Source organism: Limnobaculum zhutongyuii, assembly GCF_004295645.1.
Lineage (GTDB): Bacteria > Pseudomonadota > Gammaproteobacteria > Enterobacterales > Enterobacteriaceae > Limnobaculum > Limnobaculum zhutongyuii.
Genome location: NZ_CP034752.1, coordinates 4217152 through 4235726, shown reverse-complemented (window position 1 = coordinate 4235726; position 18575 = coordinate 4217152). Strand labels below are relative to the sequence as shown.

At 47.2% G+C, this 18575-nt stretch carries 16 protein-coding genes and 1 pseudogene; 10 read left to right on the top strand and 7 right to left on the bottom strand.

Annotation, left to right across the window (positions count from 1 at the left end; all coding sequences use genetic code 11):
• Positions 1–129 precede the first annotated feature (129 nt).
• The 8 genes and pseudogenes from eamA (at position 130) to EKN56_RS18925 (ending at position 7911) form a co-directional block, all read left to right on the top strand.
• Positions 130–1028 (top strand): annotated as a pseudogene (gene eamA / locus EKN56_RS18960) (O-acetylserine/cysteine exporter).
• 188 nt (positions 1029–1216) lie between these two features.
• Complete coding sequence (gene ftsY / locus EKN56_RS18955; RefSeq protein WP_130593214.1) at positions 1217–2722, top strand: signal recognition particle-docking protein FtsY; 1506 nt, start codon at positions 1217–1219, stop codon at positions 2720–2722.
• A 4-nt stretch (positions 2723–2726) separates the two neighbouring features.
• A complete protein-coding gene (gene ftsE / locus EKN56_RS18950) occupies positions 2727–3401 on the top strand; it encodes a cell division ATP-binding protein FtsE (RefSeq protein WP_130593213.1) in 675 nt (224 codons plus the stop codon).
• On the top strand, positions 3388–4365 hold the full coding sequence (gene ftsX, locus EKN56_RS18945; RefSeq protein WP_130593212.1) for a permease-like cell division protein FtsX: 978 nt from the start codon (positions 3388–3390) through the stop codon (positions 4363–4365). Before ftsE ends, ftsX begins: the two co-directional genes overlap by 14 nt.
• A 241-nt stretch (positions 4366–4606) precedes the next feature.
• Positions 4607–5464 (top strand): RNA polymerase sigma factor RpoH, encoded by an 858-nt coding sequence (gene rpoH / locus EKN56_RS18940; protein ID WP_130593211.1) that lies wholly within the window; start codon positions 4607–4609, stop codon positions 5462–5464.
• Between the two features lie 195 nt (positions 5465–5659).
• Positions 5660–5983 carry a thiosulfate sulfurtransferase GlpE gene (gene glpE, locus EKN56_RS18935; RefSeq protein WP_130593210.1) on the top strand — a complete coding sequence of 108 codons (324 nt, stop codon included), beginning with the start codon at positions 5660–5662 and terminating at the stop codon, positions 5981–5983.
• A gap of 278 nt (positions 5984–6261) precedes the next feature.
• On the top strand, positions 6262–7101 hold the full coding sequence (glpG, locus tag EKN56_RS18930) for a rhomboid family intramembrane serine protease GlpG (protein WP_130593209.1): 840 nt from the start codon (positions 6262–6264) through the stop codon (positions 7099–7101).
• A 48-nt stretch (positions 7102–7149) separates the two neighbouring features.
• Positions 7150–7911, top strand: a complete 762-nt coding sequence (locus EKN56_RS18925) for a DeoR/GlpR family transcriptional regulator (protein WP_130593208.1) — start codon at positions 7150–7152, stop codon at positions 7909–7911.
• Positions 7912–7969: 58 nt separating this feature from the next.
• On the opposite strand, the gene EKN56_RS18920 is transcribed toward EKN56_RS18925, so the two are convergent.
• Entirely contained in the window at positions 7970–8527 is a 558-nt protein-coding gene (locus tag EKN56_RS18920) for a glycine zipper 2TM domain-containing protein (protein WP_130593207.1), read from the bottom strand.
• Between the two features lie 228 nt (positions 8528–8755).
• Here EKN56_RS18920 and glpD point away from each other — a divergent pair, with 228 nt between their 5' ends.
• Positions 8756–10261, top strand: coding sequence for a glycerol-3-phosphate dehydrogenase (gene glpD / locus EKN56_RS18915; RefSeq protein WP_130593206.1), 1506 nt, complete (start codon positions 8756–8758; stop codon positions 10259–10261).
• A gap of 275 nt (positions 10262–10536) precedes the next feature.
• Here glpD and nfuA read toward each other — a convergent pair whose 3' ends face one another.
• Positions 10537–11115, bottom strand: a complete 579-nt coding sequence (gene nfuA / locus EKN56_RS18910; protein WP_130593205.1) for a Fe-S biogenesis protein NfuA — start codon at positions 11113–11115, stop codon at positions 10537–10539.
• Positions 11116–11157: 42 nt separating this feature from the next.
• Positions 11158–11856, bottom strand: a complete 699-nt coding sequence (locus tag EKN56_RS18905; RefSeq protein WP_130593204.1) for a phosphoribosyltransferase family protein — start codon at positions 11854–11856, stop codon at positions 11158–11160.
• A gap of 60 nt (positions 11857–11916) precedes the next feature.
• Here EKN56_RS18905 and bioH point away from each other — a divergent pair, with 60 nt between their 5' ends.
• Positions 11917–12711 carry a pimeloyl-ACP methyl ester esterase BioH gene (gene bioH / locus EKN56_RS18900; RefSeq protein ID WP_130593203.1) on the top strand — a complete coding sequence of 265 codons (795 nt, stop codon included), beginning with the start codon at positions 11917–11919 and terminating at the stop codon, positions 12709–12711.
• 25 nt (positions 12712–12736) lie between these two features.
• Here bioH and EKN56_RS18895 read toward each other — a convergent pair whose 3' ends face one another.
• The 4 genes from EKN56_RS18895 to EKN56_RS18880 form a co-directional block, all read right to left on the bottom strand.
• Positions 12737–12985 carry a FeoC-like transcriptional regulator gene (locus EKN56_RS18895; RefSeq protein WP_130593202.1) on the bottom strand — a complete coding sequence of 83 codons (249 nt, stop codon included), beginning with the start codon at positions 12983–12985 and terminating at the stop codon, positions 12737–12739.
• 1 nt (position 12986) lies between these two features.
• Positions 12987–15302, bottom strand: a complete 2316-nt coding sequence (gene feoB, locus EKN56_RS18890) for a Fe(2+) transporter permease subunit FeoB (RefSeq protein ID WP_130593201.1) — start codon at positions 15300–15302, stop codon at positions 12987–12989.
• Positions 15303–15361: 59 nt separating this feature from the next.
• On the bottom strand, positions 15362–15586 hold the full coding sequence (gene feoA / locus EKN56_RS18885; RefSeq protein ID WP_130593780.1) for a ferrous iron transporter A: 225 nt from the start codon (positions 15584–15586) through the stop codon (positions 15362–15364).
• A 576-nt stretch (positions 15587–16162) separates the two neighbouring features.
• Positions 16163–18487, bottom strand: coding sequence for a Tex family protein (locus EKN56_RS18880; protein ID WP_130593200.1), 2325 nt, complete (start codon positions 18485–18487; stop codon positions 16163–16165).
• Positions 18488–18575: the final 88 nt, after the last annotated feature.

The following is an 18575-nucleotide window of genomic DNA, read 5'->3' as shown; positions in this document are numbered from 1 at the left end:
GGGTTGTATAGCGGGCTGGATATCATAGTGTGCTTTTCACTTCCTATGTGAATGAATGCCCTTTCCCACAGGGGATTTTTTGGTTAACGTGGTTTCTTTATAAAAATAGAATAGTTCATGGGGAAGGGTATGACACGCAAAGACGGACTGCTGGCGCTGTTAGTTGTGGTGGTGTGGGGCTTTAACTTCGTAGTGATTAAAATGGGTCTCCACAATATGCCTCCGCTGTTGCTGGCAGGGTTACGTTTTATGCTGGTAGCCTTTCCCGCTCTGCTATTTGTAGCGCGTCCCCAAATACCGTTTCGGTTACTGCTGGGCTATGGCATTACCATCAGCTTTGGTCAATTTGCCTTTTTGTTTAGCGCTATCAAGTTTGGTATGCCTGCCGGTCTGGCTTCATTAGTGCTGCAATCTCAGGCATTTTTTACCATCATTATTGCGGCATCAGTGTTTAGTGAGCGCCTGCAGGCCAAACAGTTTGCCGGTATTGCCCTGGCGGTGGTTGGCGTGCTGGTATTGGTAGAAGCAAGCCTCAATGGTCAGGATGTGACCATGCTAGGTTTTATGCTCACGCTGGCTGCTGCTTTTTGTTGGGCCAGCGGCAATATTTTTAATAAGCTGATTATGCAGCATGAAGCGCGCCCTGCGGTGATGTCGCTGGTCGTGTGGAGTGCGCTTATCCCGATTATTCCTTTTTTACTGGCGTCAGCACTGCTCGAAGGGCCAGAGTTAATGTTAAAGAGCCTGATTGAGATTGATACTGTCACCATTCTATCACTGGTCTATCTGGCATTTGTGGCGACCATTATTGGTTATGGCATTTGGGGCGCTTTGCTGGGTCGTTACGAAACCTGGCGAGTGGCACCGCTTTCCCTTCTGGTACCGGTAGTGGGAATGACAAGCTCCGCGCTGTTTTTGGGTGAAACGCTAACGTTATTACAGCTGTTGGGGTCCTGTTGATTATGGCGGGGTTGTATATCAACGTATTTGGTTTGCGCGTTTGGCGAAGAAAGTTGATCAAGGGATAAAATCTGACCATTGCCGGGTTGTCCGGAATACGGATTAAATGATTTTGTCTGATGGAATGTTAAAATGCGCCGCTATTGCAACAGCAGGTAAATCCGATAGTGAATTGATATCTATCGTTACCTGATGAGTGTTAAACTTAATTTAATTGCAGCGTGCGTAATACTAGGGTGGAGGTTGTTTTTACAACATGGCAAAAGATAAAAAGCGCGGTTTATTTTCCTGGTTAGGCTTTAATCGTCAGGGCGAAGAGTCTAAGCAAGATGATGAATTACAACAAGATACAGAACAGCATGATTCACAAGATGTGGATGCCGCTAACCCACTCGATGATTCATCGGTCATGGTTGATGAAATTAACCACGCGGATGAACTGAAGCATGAGCCATCCTCAGAGGTAACGCCGGATCTGGATCTGTCACAAACCGCAGAGTCTGATGCAACACCACCGGTTTATGATGATGCGCTAACCCCCCTTGTGGAACCTCAGGAAGCGTCGTTTCAGGTTATCGATGAATCTGTCAGTGAAACGTCATTCACCGCAACAGATGATGAAGTCGAACAAGCACATACGGCTAATGCTGTAGAAGAATTTGAAGATACCGACGTTGTCGATGAACCAGCGCTTTCTCACGCTGAGTTAGATGAAGAAATTGAACAGGTGCTACTGGCGGAATCCGATCGAATCGATAGTGAAGACCCGGAACAAATTCTGGAGCAGTTGGAAGAGGAAGAACAACAAGAACAGCTTCAGCAAGAGCAGGAAAGGCCAACCAAAGAGGGCTTTTTCGCTCGTCTGAAACGTAGTCTGTTAAAAACTAAACAAAATCTGGGTTCCGGCTTTATCAGTCTGTTCCGCGGTAAACGCATTGATGATGAACTGTTCGAAGAGCTGGAAGAACAACTGCTGATTGCCGATGTGGGTGTCACCACCACCAGTAAAATTATTAACTCTTTGACTGAGCACGCCAGCCATCGCGATCTGAAAGATGCCGAAGCACTGTACGGCAAGCTGAAAGAGGAAATGGCCGATATCCTGAAAAATGTAGAGCAGCCGCTGGACGTTACCGCTCATAAGCCATTTGTCATTCTGATGGTGGGCGTTAATGGCGTCGGGAAAACGACCACGATTGGTAAGTTAGCTCGCCAGTTCCAGGATCAGGGCAAATCCGTAATGTTAGCCGCAGGTGATACTTTCCGTGCTGCTGCCGTTGAACAGCTTCAGGTGTGGGGTACTCGTAATAAGATTCCGGTCGTGGCGCAACATACAGGCGCAGATTCCGCATCGGTGATTTTTGACGCTATTCAGGCCGCACAATCACGAGGTGTGGATGTGCTGATTGCCGATACTGCCGGACGTCTGCAAAATAAATCTCACCTGATGGAAGAGTTGAAAAAGATTGTGCGGGTGATGAAGAAGCTGGATGAAAATGCCCCTCATGAAATTATGCTGACCATTGATGCCAGCACCGGTCAGAACGCCATCAGCCAGACAAAGCTGTTTGATGAAGCTATTGGCCTGACGGGTATCACCCTGACCAAGCTGGATGGAACGGCAAAAGGGGGCGTGATTTTCTCAGTGGCTGACCAATTTGGTATTCCTATTCGCTATATCGGCGTAGGGGAAGGTATTGAAGATTTACGGCCCTTCCAGGCCAATGATTTTATAGAGGCGCTTTTCGCCCGAGAGGATTAAAACGATGATTCGTTTTGAGCAGGTCAGCAAAGCCTATTTAGGCGGACAACAGGCGTTACAGGGAGTGAATTTCCATCTGCAGCAGGCCGAAATGGCTTTTTTAACCGGTCATTCCGGCGCAGGGAAGAGTACGCTGCTCAAACTGATTTGTGGTATTGAACGACCAAGTGCAGGGCACATCTGGTTCTCAGGTCATGATGTTAGCCGATTAAAGTCTTCAGAGGTGCCTTTTTTGCGTCGTCAGATTGGCATGATCTTTCAGGATCATAATCTGTTGGCGGACCGCACGGTATACGACAATGTCGCGCTTCCGTTGATTATCTGTGGCAGCAGTCCGGAAGAGATCCGCCGCCGTGCCTCTGCCGCACTGGATAAAGTCGGTTTGTTAGATAAGGCGAAGTGTTTTCCGATACAGCTTTCCGGCGGTGAACAGCAGCGTGTCGGTATTGCCCGTGCGGTGGTGAATAAACCCGCGGTATTACTGGCCGATGAACCAACGGGAAATCTGGATGATGAACTATCGGCAGGTATCTTGCGCCTGTTTGAAGAGTTTAACCGCGCTGGTGTGACGGTACTGATGGCGACCCACGATACCGGGCTGATTTCCAGCCGCTCCTATCGAACATTAACGCTGAGTCATGGGCGTCTGAGTGGAGGAGATAGCTATGCGGGGGAATAAGACAGCGGTTAAAAAAGCCAAACCTGCGGCTAAAGCGCCAACTCGCAGTGCCGGAGGATGGCGTGAACAGTGGCGCTATGCCTGGAATAACACCTTTGTTGATATGCTGCGCCAGCCGTTAGCGACGTTTATGACGGTGATGGTCATTGCCATTTCGCTTACGCTGCCTAGCCTGTGTTATCTGGTGTGGAAAAACGTAAACTACGCAGCGTCCCAGTGGTATCCAACACCGCAGATTACGGTGTATCTGGACAAGAAACTGAATGATAAAGCCGCAGATGACATCAGTAGCCAAATTAAGGTACTGGATGGCGTTGAGAGCATTAACTATGTATCACGGGATAACGCACTGAGTGAGTTTCGCGAATGGTCCGGGTTTGGTTCTGCGCTGGATATGCTGAGTGATAACCCGTTACCGGCGTTGGTGATTGTTTCTCCAAAAACGGATTTTCTTGGTTCAGACGCACTGGTTAAGCTGCGGGATAATATAGGCCAGATTCCGGGTGTCACCGAGGTGAAAACTGATGATAGCTGGTTCTCTCGCTTGTCAGCCCTGACACATTTGGTGGGAAATATTTCCGGTACTATTGCCATATTGATGATTGTGGCGGTGTTCCTGGTGATTGGTAACAGCGTTCGCCTTAATATTTTCAGCCGCCGGGATACCATTAGTATCATGAAGCTGATTGGTGCAACTGACGGGTTTATTCTGCGGCCATTTTTGAATGGCGGTATGTTATTGGGACTGTTTGGCGCGGCACTTTCGCTGATTATGTCTCAGGCACTGGTTTGGTCGTTGGATGCGTCGGTAGCCGAAACCGCAAAAGTTTTCGGAACACTCTTCTCAATCAATGGGTTAAGCTGGGATGAAAGCCTGTTGTTACTGGTCGTTGCCGCCATGATTGGTTGGGTGGCGGCCTGGTTGGCGACGGTAAGACATTTACGCCAATTTACACCAAGGTAGTGAATTTTTGGTATACTAAAAGACGTTTGGTTCATTAATTGAACATGTTGAAGGCACTGTGTTTGGTTTTGTGTTATCAACCATAGAGTTAAAGATTTCTCTTCTGGTTGTGAACTTATGACTGAGATATTAGTCTAATTACCGAATAAGCAATTGGTTGACCTTTATGCATCGATCGGATAGATCTTTCGCGATGCAGTTCAAAAGTACCAATAATAAGTTTCTCTATGAGAGGGTTTGAATGACTAAAGAAATGCAAACTTTGGCCCTGGTTCCCCAAGGTAGTTTGGAGGCCTATATCAGGGCTGCCAATACCTATCCGATGTTAACAGCGGATGAAGAGCGTGAACTGGCTGAACGGCTGCATTACGACGGCGATCTGGCAGCTGCTAAAAAGCTGATTCTGTCCCATTTACGTTTCGTTGTTCACGTCGCTCGTAACTATTCAGGCTATGGCTTACCTCAGGCTGATTTAATTCAGGAAGGTAACATTGGTCTGATGAAAGCGGTTCGCCGTTTTAATCCTGAAGTGGGTGTCCGTCTGGTTTCTTTTGCGGTCCACTGGATTAAGGCTGAAATTCACGAATACGTTCTGCGTAACTGGCGTATTGTGAAAGTCGCAACTACGAAAGCACAGCGTAAGCTGTTCTTTAACCTGCGTAAGTCTAAGCAACGTTTAGGCTGGTTTAATCAGGATGAAGTGGAACTGGTTGCCCGTGAGTTAGGGGTTTCAAGTAAAGATGTGCTTGAAATGGAATCCCGCATGGCGGCTCAGGACATGGCTTTTGATATCTCTCCTGATGACGAGAATGAAAACAGCGTCGTTGCACCAGCGATGTTCCTGGAAGACAAAACGTCAGACTTTGCTGAAAGCATCGAAGACGAAAACTGGGATAATGACGCCGCTGATAAACTGGCTTTGGCGCTGGACGGTTTAGATGAGCGCAGTCAGCATATTATCCGTGCCCGTTGGCTCAATAATGATGAGACCAAGGCAACGCTGCAGGAACTGGCCGATCGTTACGGTGTTTCTGCCGAACGTGTGCGTCAGCTTGAAAAGAACGCGATGAAAAAGCTTCGCGTTGCAATTGAAGCCTGATTAGGGGCACCAGAAAATTGAAAAAAGGTGGCTTTTAGCCACCTTTTTTATTGCTTTGATTTTATCGATTTCTATGGCTGTTATTGTGAGTGTGGTCTGACTAATAAAAATCATAATTTTTGTCAGCTACAGGGTGACGATAATCAGAAAACCTCGTTATAATAGTTGAGTGTTTTACTATGGTATAGCGAGATTATGGAACAGTTCAGTATTATCAGTGTGAGTGATGCTTTTTTACGTTTGCAGCAGGGTGAAGCGACGCTGGTCGATATTCGTGATGCACAGAGTTTTCACTCAGGTCACGCGCCTGAGGCCGTTCACTTGACGGACGCCAGTCTGAATCGCTTTATGCAAGAAACTGAATTCAGCCATCCAATTTTTGTCATGTGCTATCACGGTATTAGCAGCCGTGGTGCTGCACAGTATCTGGTTCATCAGGGTTTTGAACAGGTTTACAGTATTGAAGGTGGTTTTGAGTCCTGGGCTCGTCACTATCCACAACAGGTGGTTGCTTCCTGATGTTGCGAACAGGCAGGCTATCGCTGTTAAGATAGCCTGTTGCCACACCATTTTTCCCCCTCTTTATCTTCTCTTTGCCTGCTGGCGGGCCTGTCTGCGTTATAAATTTATAGGTCAGTGCTCCGGCCTGTTAATATATCCCCTGATGATGTAGGGAATGTTGTGGTAAATTATGTATACGCAAGCGTTAACGTATTGCTTCAGGCACGGTTTATTATGGCAATCGGTATTGGTACGCTAAATTTTATATTCTCTGGTTAATGGTAGAGTGAGTCTGGATGGTTCGACTAATTGTTCTTTCTAATCCCCGTATGGCGCATGCCTTTGTTGACTATATGGCTACGTTAAATGTGACCATCGAGATTCATTATCAACAGCAACAAATAGAGCTATGGCTGGTTGATGAGTCATCTGAACAGCTGGCCCATCAAGAATTAGACCGGTTTTTGCATAATCCAAACGATCCGCGCTATCTGGCTGCCAGTTGGCAGTCAGGGCGATCTGATGCCAATATTACTTATCACCGGGCTTACTCGCTGGCTACGCTACGAAATCAGGCGGGGCCTTTAACATTTGCGGTTATTGCCATCTGCGTTATTGTCTATCTGTTGATGCAACTGTTTGGCGATGATGCATTAATGGAGATATTTGCCTATCCGGCAGACAGTAGCCAATATATTCAGATATGGCGCTGGGTAAGCCATACATTTTTGCATTTCTCTCTGATGCATATTCTTTTTAATCTGGTGTGGTGGTGGTATTTAGGCGGGCCACTGGAAAAGCGGCTGGGAACAGGAAAATTGTTAGAGATTACCTTGTTATCCGCTATTCTTTCCGGTTGTGGACAAGCAATGTTTAGTGGACATATGTTTGGTGGCTTATCCGGTGTAGTTTACGCCCTGATAGGTTACTGCTGGCTGTCTGGTGAACGAGCGCCGGAAAGGGGGATATTTTTACAGCGTTCGTTAATGGCATTTGCCGTGGCGTGGATAGTGATAGGCTATTTTGGTGCTCTCAGTCTGGTAGGTCTGTCTATAGGTAATACCGCTCACTTGGGTGGGTTAGTAGTTGGTCTGGCGTTAGCATGGTGGGATACCCGATCTTCTCAAAGATCTTAATAAACAATAACAAAGGGCGCAAAGGATATACGCGTATAGGGTCTCGAAGTGAAACAAACTCAACGACATGAGTCTATTATCGATTTAGTGCGCAAGCATGGCTATGTGAGTACTGAAGAGCTGGTAGAACATTTTGGTGTAAGCCCGCAGACCATTCGTCGCGATCTGAACGAGCTGGCGGATCAAAATAAAATCCAGCGCCATCATGGTGGTGCTGCACTGCCTTCAAGTTCAGCCGTCAATGCTGCTTATCACGATCGTAAAGTGATGTGGCTGGAGGAAAAAGCCCGTATCGCTGAGCGTGTTGCCAGCCATATTCCTGACGGCGCAACGCTGTTTATCGATATTGGAACTACACCGGAAGCGGTGGCACATGCATTGTTGAACCATAAAAACTTACGGGTTGTCACCAATAACCTGAACGTCGCTACTTTGTTAACCAGCAAACCCGATTTCCGTTTGATTCTGGCCGGGGGAGAAGTTCGTTCCCGGGATGGCGGTATTATTGGCGAAGCAACGTTAGATTTTATCTCTCAATTTCGGTTGGACTACGGCATTTTGGGGATCAGCGGTATTGATATGGATGGTAGCCTGCTGGAGTTTGACTACCATGAGGTTCGCACCAAACGGGCGATTATCGAGAATTCCCGTAGCGTGATGTTGGTAACCGATCATTCCAAATTTGGCCGTAATGCGATGGTTAACTTAGGTAATATGGGATTGATTGATTATCTGTTTACTGATGAAGAGCCCCCTGCCAGCGTAATGAACATCATCAAGCAGTACGATGTGAAGCTGGAATTGTGCTGATTGAATACGAATAACTCAACAGGCCGTTGTATGATGCGGCCTGTTGACGTTAAAAACGCTATTTTGACTGAGTGACTGGCACCGCGACTATTAGTTGGCCTTTATCATCCAAAGGGATCTGTTTTTCGGGTTGGTGATCCATACGGATATTCCCCGGTTTGTCTCCTACCTTATAAGCCACATCGTAGCCAAGAATCTTCTCTGAACTATCCTGCACGGTCTTACAGCGTTTTTCTGAGGTGGTATAGGTATCCGTATTTTGTAAATGTCCCTGAACCTCATGACCGGTATAGCCACCTGCCGCTGCGCCAGCAATGGTTGCCAGTTGCTTGCCATGTCCTCCACCGAACTGATGACCAAGTACCCCACCAGCCACCGCACCTAAAATTGAACCTGCAATTTGATGTTGGTCTTTCACCGGTTTTTTATGCGTTACGGTGACATCCTGGCACGCTTGACGAGGCGTCTTAATGGTTTCTTTAACGGGAGTAACAGAAATGACTTCAGCATATTTTGGCTGAGTAGAAAAAAGGCGCATACCATCGGAAGCAATAGCGGTAATACCTGATGCAATCGCAATACCAAAGCCAATCCCGACCAGCATAGATTTGTTCATAGCAGCTCCTGAAATGATGCCCATCACTTTTTGGTGATAATGCTAATTATATAACAGTTGATAATATTGGCCCGAATTAACCTTTATAATGTTGTGGATATAATGTTATTGAGATCACGCGTTAATGTTTTTATTTGGTTAATTACTGGCTAGTTTGTTTGTTTTCATCTACAATAATGCTCGAATTCGAACATAAAAAGCTCTTTCGAGCATGCTGAGGTAGATAAAATGGAAACCAAAGATTTAATTGTTATCGGCGGAGGGATCAATGGTGCTGGTATTGCTGCGGATGCTGCCGGGCGTGGGCTTTCCGTTTTACTACTGGAAGCTAAAGATCTTGCCTGCGCTACATCATCAGCCAGTTCCAAGCTGATTCATGGTGGATTACGTTATCTGGAACACTATGAATTTCGTCTGGTCAGTGAAGCATTGGCTGAACGCGAAGTATTGTTACGTCTGGCACCGCATATTGCTTTCCCTCTGCGCTTTCGTTTACCGCATCAGCCGCATTTGCGTCCGGCCTGGATGATTCGTGCGGGGCTGTTTCTTTACGATCACTTGGGTAAACGTACCAGCTTACCGGCCAGTAATGGCCTGAAGTTTGGTCCAGACTCAGTGTTAAAACCTGAGTTAACTCGTGGTTTTGAATATTCTGATTGCTGGGTAGACGATGCGCGTTTAGTGGTATCGAATGCCCTTGAAGTGGTTGAACGCGGTGGCGAAGTTCGCACCCAAACTAAAGTGACTCGCGCATGGCGTGAAGAGGGGATCTGGGTGGTTGAAGCCCGGGATGAAATCAGTGGTGAAGTGCTGACCTGGCGTGCGAAAGGTTTAGTGAATGCGACCGGCCCTTGGGTGAAACAATTTTATGATGATGGCTTACAACTTAAGTCTCCACGCGGTATTCGCCTGATTAAGGGCAGCCATATTGTGGTGCGTAAGGTTCATTCCGAACCACAAGCCTATATTTTGCAAAACGAAGATAACCGCATTGTGTTTGTTATTCCATGGTTGGGTGAGTTCTCTATTATCGGTACTACTGATGTGGAATATCATGGCGATCCTCTGGATGTGAAAATTGATGATAATGAAGTGAATTACCTGCTTAAGGTTTATAACGATCACTTTAAAAAGCAGTTAGCTAAAGACGATGTTGTCTGGACTTATTCTGGTGTGCGTCCACTGTGTGATGATGAGTCTGACTCTCCACAGGCGGTAACCCGTGACTATACGCTGGAAGTCGCTGACGATGCAGGTAAAGCACCGTTACTGTCCGTCTTTGGCGGTAAGTTAACCACCTACCGCAAACTGGCTGAGCACGCGATGGAAAAACTGGTTAACTACTACCCTGGCATTGGCCCAGCCTGGACCAAAAACAGCGTATTGCCTGGTGGCGGTATGGGAACTGATCGTAATCGTTATGCAGAAGCATTACGCCGCAAATATAACTGGTTACCGGACAGTCTGGCGATTCGCTATGCTCATACTTATGGTTCGCGCAGTGAGATGATTCTGGAAAATAAAACCAGTCTGGCCGATTTAGGTGAAGACTTTGGTCACAACCTGTATCAAGCTGAACTGGAGTATCTGGTTGCTAAAGAATGGGTGCACAATCTGGATGATGCCATCTGGCGTCGTACCAAGATGGGCATGTGGCTGGACGAAAGCCAAAAACAACGCGTCGCCGCATGGCTGGCGGATGTTGCTGGCAGAAAGCAGCAGTACGCGGAATAGTTTTATCTTCTGAATGAATCAAAAAGGGGCCAATGGCCCTTTTTTGTTAGCATAGCTTAAGCTAATCGGAGGGAGAGGGCGCCGTTGGGGTCGTAGCAGCTTTAGCTGCCGGAGCGCCCCTAGGCGGACTAGGCCCGACGCACTCTACAGCTAAGTACAAACGATCTTCCGGCCGGGCACGACAGTGATATAAGCACTTTATAATTACGGCCGGAATATTCTCTGAATATTAATTAGTAGGTATTAAAAAGGGGCCATCGGCCCCTTTTTAACGATTACTTATAATAAGAATGCTCACCACTCTCATGCTCGGTTTGGTCTTTAACCCCTTTCAACTCAGGGAATTTCTGGAGCAGTTCTTTTTCAATGCCTTCTTTCAGCGTGTAATCCACCATTGAACAGCCGTTACAGCCGCCGCCGAATTGCAGAATGGCATAACCTTCATCAGTAATTTCCATCAGAGAAACGCGACCACCGTGACCGGCCAACTGAGGGTTAATTTGTGATTGCAGCATATACTCAACGCGCTCAATCAAAGGCGCGTCATCGTCAACTTTACGCATTTTAGCGTTTGGCGCTTTCAGCGTAAGCTGTGCACCCAGTTGATCAGTCACAAAATCAATGACGGCATCTTCCAGGTAAGGCGCGCTAATTTCATCAATATAGGCAGAGAACTCGTTAAATTTAAGTTCAGTGTCATTGGCTTCAACCGCATCCGGCGGACAATAAGATACGCCACACTCAGCGGTAGGTGTACCAGGGTTAATCACGAAAACACGGATCTGCGTGCCTTCTTCCTGATTAGCCAGTAATTTTTTAAAGTGGGATTGTGCCGAATCAGTAATTGTAATCATGACATACTCAGTAGTTGACCTTTCTTGTCGGATATAATACGCCTATTTACCCTCACTCTTCAAGGTTCGACATAAACACCAAATCTGTACTGACGCGGCCCCATGATGCAATAACAAATGAGTGATTTCTGCCACCGTATTGCCTGTAGTAACGATGTCATCCAGTAAGGCGATATGCAGGCCGCGTATATCACCGATACAAGAGAAGGCGTTGGTTAGATTATGCTGGCGCAGTTCGGCCGTCAGGTTTTGTTGGGGAGGCGTAGCGCGTTGGCGAATAAGAATATCTTCACGATAAGGAACATTAACCCAGCGGGCCAGGCGACGGGCAATCAGCGCTGTCTGATTAAACCCTCGTTTCCAGTGACGAGTATGATGTAATGGTACGGTAAGCAATAACTGTGGGCGTTTGAGCTGTCGGTTGCGGCGAGCATTGAGCCAGCTTAGCAGCAACAGACGTGAAAGCAGAGGGGCATATTTATCCTCTCCATAAAATTTCAGTCGGGTGATAAAGTGTTTCACCGGATAGCAGTAATCACTGACGGCAATAAGCTGTGACCAGGCCGGAGGCTTTCGTCGGCACTCATCACAGCATGGCAATAGCGGTTCTGCTGGCAGGCCGCAGCGATGGCAACAGTTGGGTAATGGGGGTAACAGGCTCAAACAGATACTGCAAATACCCTGTTGTGCGATTGCCAGAGGGCGTTGACAGAGCCAGCATAAGCTATCGATAAACGGCATAGTAAGTTATCTTTCCTTGATTGGTTTTCCCTGACGGGCTCGCTTAATGGACTTTACTTCATGACATCACTTTACTGGCGGACTTTTGGCGAAGGTAAACTCGATCTTGTGCTGTTGCACGGATGGGGACTGAATGCCGAGGTTTGGCGTTGCATTACTGACAGACTTGCGCCGTATTTTCGACTTCATCTGGTGGATTTACCCGGCTATGGCCGCAGTCAGGGATTTGGTGTACTCAGTTTGCGCGAGATGGCAGAGGTGGTGCTGGAAAAAGCACCTCAGCAGGCGGTATGGCTCGGATGGTCAATGGGTGGACTGGTTGCCAGTAAAATAGCGTTAATCGCACCAGAGCGCGTTCAGGCTCTGATTAGCGTGGCTTCTTCACCCTGTTTTTGTGCCAGAGATGCAGAACAATGGCCGGGTATTCGGGCCGATGTATTACGTGGTTTTGAAGAGCAGCTCAGTGGGAATTTCGAACAAACCGTCGCTCAGTTTATGGCGTTACAAACTCTGGGTGCACCTGATGCTGGTAATGATGCAAAAAAATTAAACCAGGTGGTACTGAGTTGCCCTATGCCGGAAGTCAGCGTGTTACACGGTGGCCTGCGTTTACTGGCAGAGAATGATTTGCGTCAGGCATTGGTTAATTTACCTGTGCCTTTGCTGCGAATATATGGTTCCCTTGATGGGTTAGTACCAAGACGAATTATCCCTCAACTGGATGCGTTATGGCCGCAATCCTGTTCCGTTATGATTAATCGTGCGGCCCATGCGCCGTTTATCTCTCATCCGGATGAGTTTTGTCATCAGATAATGAATTTTATTCGCCAACACTCGTCAGGGGATCCGGTTTAGAGGATGGTCGGGGGCTTGGGTGTATTCAGGCTGAGATATGCTTTTTGATTCTGTAGGCTTCGGTCAGACATTTTTTGCCGTCAGGGCAGTCCTTACAGTTGCCTATCAGACAACTGCTGTCTGCTTCTACGCGTTCAATTTTTCCCATCGTTTCCAGCTGTTTTAACATAGCCTGCATCAATGCCGGAGGCTGGTCAAACTGACGACTGAGCTGGTTTAATTCCGCAATGCCCTGCAGGGCAATAGCATCGCGGATAGCAATTAAGCTGACCATTTTAGTGACAATGCCCTGCTTTATTTTTACAACAAGCTTCCGTTGCTGCCTTTGGCATTCTGGTGGTTACCCTATCGCGTAAATGGTACAGGGCGTACATCAGGAGCAGGTTAAATATCACAATAGCGGCAATAATCACGGTACTTTGCTGCGGATGAGCAGAGAAGTTGGCGATTTGGTAGAAAGCCGCTGACAGGCTGTAGGCGATATCTAGTCCCCAGAAGATAGAGAACATCATCCAGCCTTTACTGCTTTCGCGGGCTATCGCCCCCATAACGGAAACACAGGGAACATAAAGCAGTACGAAGATCAGGTAACTATAGGCAGCGGAAATACTGCCAAACTTGCTGCTCATAACACCCATTGAGGTGCCATTCATCTCGCCATCGCCTTTACTGGCTTCAATTGGGTTGCTTAATGCACTAAGGGTAAACGTACCTTTCAGGCTATCCCAAGTTTCTGCCACTGCACCTTCCAGCTCGGTTAACAGATTGAAGTTTTCATAGTCGAATGGTTCGTTGGTAATCTGTTCTGCGGTGTACAAGGTATTCAATGTACCGACCACCACTTCTTTTGCCATGGCTCCGGTAATTAAACCAACGGTAGCCTGCCAGTTATCCTGAGTCACACCAATAGGGTGAAGCAGCGGCGTTAGTACTTTACTGGTAGAGGCCAGCGCGGAATCATTCAGGTTATTCACCGGTTTGCCGGAAAATGAAAAACTGTTAAGGCCACCGATTAATACGCTGGTGATAACGATGACCGTACCGGCACGTAACACGAAACCTTTCAGACGCTGCCAGGTTTGCAGCAACAGGCTTTTAACGTGAGGAACATGGTAAACCGGTAACTCCATAATAAATGGCGTCGATTCACCGCGCATAATGGTGTATTTCAGCATCAGTCCGGTAAGAATGGCAACCACAATACCCAGCAGGTACAGCGAGAAGACCACCAGCGCACCATCTTTGCCAAAAAAAGCAGCGGAGAACACCGCAAATATCGCCAGTCGTGCACCGCAGGACATAAACGGAGCCATCAATATGGTGATTAGACGCTCCCGCGGTGCATCCAGAGTACGGGTACCCATAATAGACGGAACGTTGCAGCCAAAGCCGACGATCAGCGGAACAAATGATTTACCGGGTAATCCCAGTGCATACATCAGTTTGTCCATCACGAAGGCTGCGCGAGCCATATAACCAGAATCCTCCAGAAATGCGAGGAACAGATACATCAGGCCAATTTGTGGTACCAATGGCAATACGGTGTTAATACCACCGCCAATACCCTGCGCCAGAAAAATTGTCAGCCATTCAGGGAAGTTCAGGGTGTGACCAACCCACTGAATGCCGGAGATAAAAATGGCGGCAGAGCCAACATCAAACAGCGGTTGCAGTGCGCCACCGATATTGATGGCTAACACGAACATCAGATACATGACAAACAGAAAGATAGGTAATCCGAGCCAGCGGTTAATCACGATTTTATCTAACGTCTGGGTTAGCTTGCTCGGTTGCGCCTGACTCAGGTTATGTACATCGTGGCAAATGGCGGCAATGGTTTGATAACGGGTATCGGCAATAATTAGCCCCGGGTCTTCCTGATAATGCTCTTGCAGCACAGAGCGAGCCTGAGTTAGCTGCGCTTCTGCAGCTCCGGACAACGACCGGCTATAAATATCGCCTTCTAACATTTGCAGTGCCAGCCAACGAGTTTGTTGATCCGGCAACTGGGATGGCATCAGGCTGGCCAGCTTAGCGGCTTGTTCTTCAACGACATCCGGATAAGTAATTAACGATTGATGCTGGTTGAATTGGAGTTTATCAATGGCCGATTTTAACTCTTTCAGGCCCCGGGCCCGGGTGGAAACCAGCGGAATAATTGGGCAGCCTAACTTTTTAGATAAGGCTTCAATATCAATTTCAATATGCTGGTCATGGGCAATATCCAGCATATTGAGAGCGATAATGCAGGGGATCCCCAATTCCAATAGTTGAAGCGTCAGGTAGAGACTACGTTCCAGGTTGGAGGCATCCATTACGTTGAGAAGCAGGTCGGCTTCACCGCTCAGGATATAATGACAGGCAATTTGCTCATCAAGGGAAGTGTGCTCAGAGATAGTGGTCAATGAGTAGGTTCCCGGCAAGTCCACCAGCGTTATCTGACTATTATCGGTTTTGAAATGGCCTTCCTTAAGTTCGACGGTAACCCCGGCCCAATTCCCTACGCGTTGACGTGAGCCAGTGAGCTGATTAAACAGCGTGGTTTTACCTGAGTTTGGGTTACCGATTAACCCGATAGTAAGTTGTTTCATTTTTTAGCCAAAAAGAGATAAAAGTGAGTAATACTTCTATTTATCGAACCGGTTTTAACTTATTCAACCAGTGCGAGTTTAATAAAATTCAGGTCTTTCTTGCGTAACACTAAACACACCCGTGGTGTTTCGATTTGAATAGGATCGCCTAATGGCGCTACGCGAATAACGCGGAATACCGAACCGGGTAATAATCCGAGAGACAGCAATTTTTGACGATATGCAGGATTAATCTCAGGAGTGAACCCGGTGATTTTGTATGAGCACTGAGGTTGTAGTGGAATCATAACGTTCTGGGTAACCTTAACTCATGTTAATAACAGCATAAGATTTGTTTGAAAATGGGACTTAGCAATAAATGATATTCTGAATCCTGCTTCCTGCGATAAACCGTATCATCCCGTCATTTACGCAATTTTTTATGTCCTCAATGCTAATGTTATTAATAATGATTATCGTAAACAATGCCATGAGGTTCACTAAGCGTAAATAATTATTACTACCTTTGTCCACCAATATAAGTGGGAATAATAGAGAGCGACTCGTAGATTGAGGTGGCGATCAAAAAGTGTGATTTTTAATGCATTGATTACATTGCGATTAATTTAACTGACATTGCTGCGTATCCGTTAAAAGGATGAGTGGGATGACTATTAATTAACAACTGAAATAAATAAATTAAGCTTATTTAATAAGTGATTAGGCTAAATTTGTTATTACTATTTATCCTAAAAGTTAATAATGCAGTGGTTAAATAGATTAATGTGTATTTTTTGATTTATATCAAACTGAATAATAATCGCGGCTGCGGTCAGAAAATATTTTTTCATCGGCAGCCGTGATAATTTATTACACTTCTATCAGCGTTTCATTTTATTCAACGCCGCAGCCAGAGCATCACCCATGGCACTATTATTACCGCCAGAGGCTGGTTTTGCTTTCTGCGGTGCGGAGCGACGTTGTGGTCTGCTATCGTTGTCAGCTGGCACAGATTTCCGGCTGCTACCTTCGCCGGGTTGTTCATCCAGGCGCATAGACAGGGCGATACGCTTACGGTCCAGATCGACTTCCATCACTTTGACTTTAACGATATCCCCGGCTTTGACCACGGTATGCGGGTCTTCAACAAACTTATCGGCCAGCGAAGAGATATGCACCAGACCATCCTGATGTACACCAATATCCACAAACGCACCAAAATTAGTCACGTTAGTGACTGTACCTTCCAGGATCATACCGATATTAAGGTCGTTCAGGGTTTCTACCCCTTCAGCAAAATTAGCGGTTTTAAATTCAGGGCGTGGGTCACGGCCCGGTTTTTCCAACTCTTTTAGAATATCGGTAACGGTAGGTACACCAAAACGATCATCGGTAAAGTCAGAGGCTTTGATACCGCGCAATGCATCAGGGCTACCCATCAGGTCATGCAGGGTTTTCTGTGTTGCCTGTAAAATACGCTCAACGACCGGATAGGTTTCCGGGTGAACTGTTGACGCATCCAGAGGGTTATCACCCTGATTAATACGCAAGAAGCCCGCACATTGTTCAAACGCTTTCGGCCCTAAGCGGCTAACGTCCATTAACTGGCTACGGTTATTGAAGCGGCCGTGAGTATCACGCCAGTCGACAATATTTTGTGCAATTATCCGGCTTAAACCGGCAACGCGGGTTAACAGAGGAACAGAAGCGGTATTCAGATCAACGCCAACGGCGTTTACGCAGTCCTCAACCACCGCATCCAGACGGCGGGCCAGCAGCGTTTGGCTAACGTCATGCTGATACTGACCAACACCAATAGATTTCGGCTCAATCTTAACCAGCTCTGCCAGCGGATCTTGCAGGCGACGGGCGATAGAAACGGCTCCGCGCAAAGATACATCCAGATCGGGGAATTCCAGAGCGGCCAGCTCAGAAGCGGAATAAACCGATGCTCCCGCTTCACTGACGATAACTTTTTGACCTTTTACTTCCGGATACTGGCGTTGCAGCTCCAGATAGAAGCGCTCCGTTTCCCTTGAAGCCGTACCATTACCAATGGCAACCAGTTCTACGTTATGTTTGATGCAGAGCGCTGCAACAATCGCAGCCGCTTTGGCGGTCTGACCGGTATGTGGATAAATGGTATCGGTAGCGACCAGCTTACCGGTTGCATCAACCACGGCAACTTTCACACCGGTACGCAGGCCCGGGTCCAGACCCATGGTGGCACGCATTCCCGCTGGGGCCGCCATTAATAAATCTTGCATATTACGGGCAAAAACGTTGATGGCTTCATCTTCAGCCCGCTCTCTCAGGCTGCCCATCAGTTCGGTTTCCATGTGCATCAAAATTTTGATGCGCCATGTCCAGTTAACTACCGCCTTACGCCAGCTATCTGCTGGTGCATTGTTCAGGCGTAAGTTCAGATGGTCGGTAATAATTTGCTCACAATAGCTTTCACGCGGTGGTTCATCATGTTGCGGATCGGCATTCAGAGACAGGCTCAAAATACCCTCATTACGGCCACGGAACATGGCGAGCGCACGGTGAGAAGGGGTTCCAGATATCGGCTCCTGATGGGCAAAGTAATCGCGGAATTTTGCTCCTTCCTGCTCTTTGCCTTCCAGTACGCGGGAGGTCAGATAAGCATTCTTCCACAGGTATTCACGTATTTTGCTGAGCAACGCTGCATCTTCTGAAAAGCGCTCCATCAGAATATAACGCGCACCATCCAGTGCGGCTTTAGTATCCGCTACGCCTTTGTCACTGTCGACATAAGACAGCGCGGCCTGTTCGGGATCCTGCTGCGGGTCTTGCCATAATGAATCTGCCAATGGCTCCAGACCGGCTTCGATAGCGATCTGTCCACGAGTGCGACGCTTAGGTTTATAGGGTAGGTAGAGGTCTTCCAGCTCGGTTTTACTCATGGTGCCATTGATAGCGGAAGCCAATTCGTCTGACAGTTTGCCTTGCTCGTCAATGGATTTCAGAATCGTCTGGCGACGGTCTTCCAGTTCGCGCAGATAGACCAGTCGGGTTTCCAACTGTCTGAGTTGAGTATCATCCAGTCCGCCAGTGACCTCTTTACGGTAACGGGCAATAAAGGGAACCGTGTTGCCCTCATCTAATAAGTTAATGGTGGACAGAACCTGTTCAGGTCTTACCTGTAGCTCATTGGCAATAGTGCGACTTAATAGATTATTCATAAACCCTATATCTGTCTGAGTGAAAAATTAGAGTCGTTATACGGATTACTGAATAAAAATGCCAGAAGAAACCAACACAAGGCCTGCT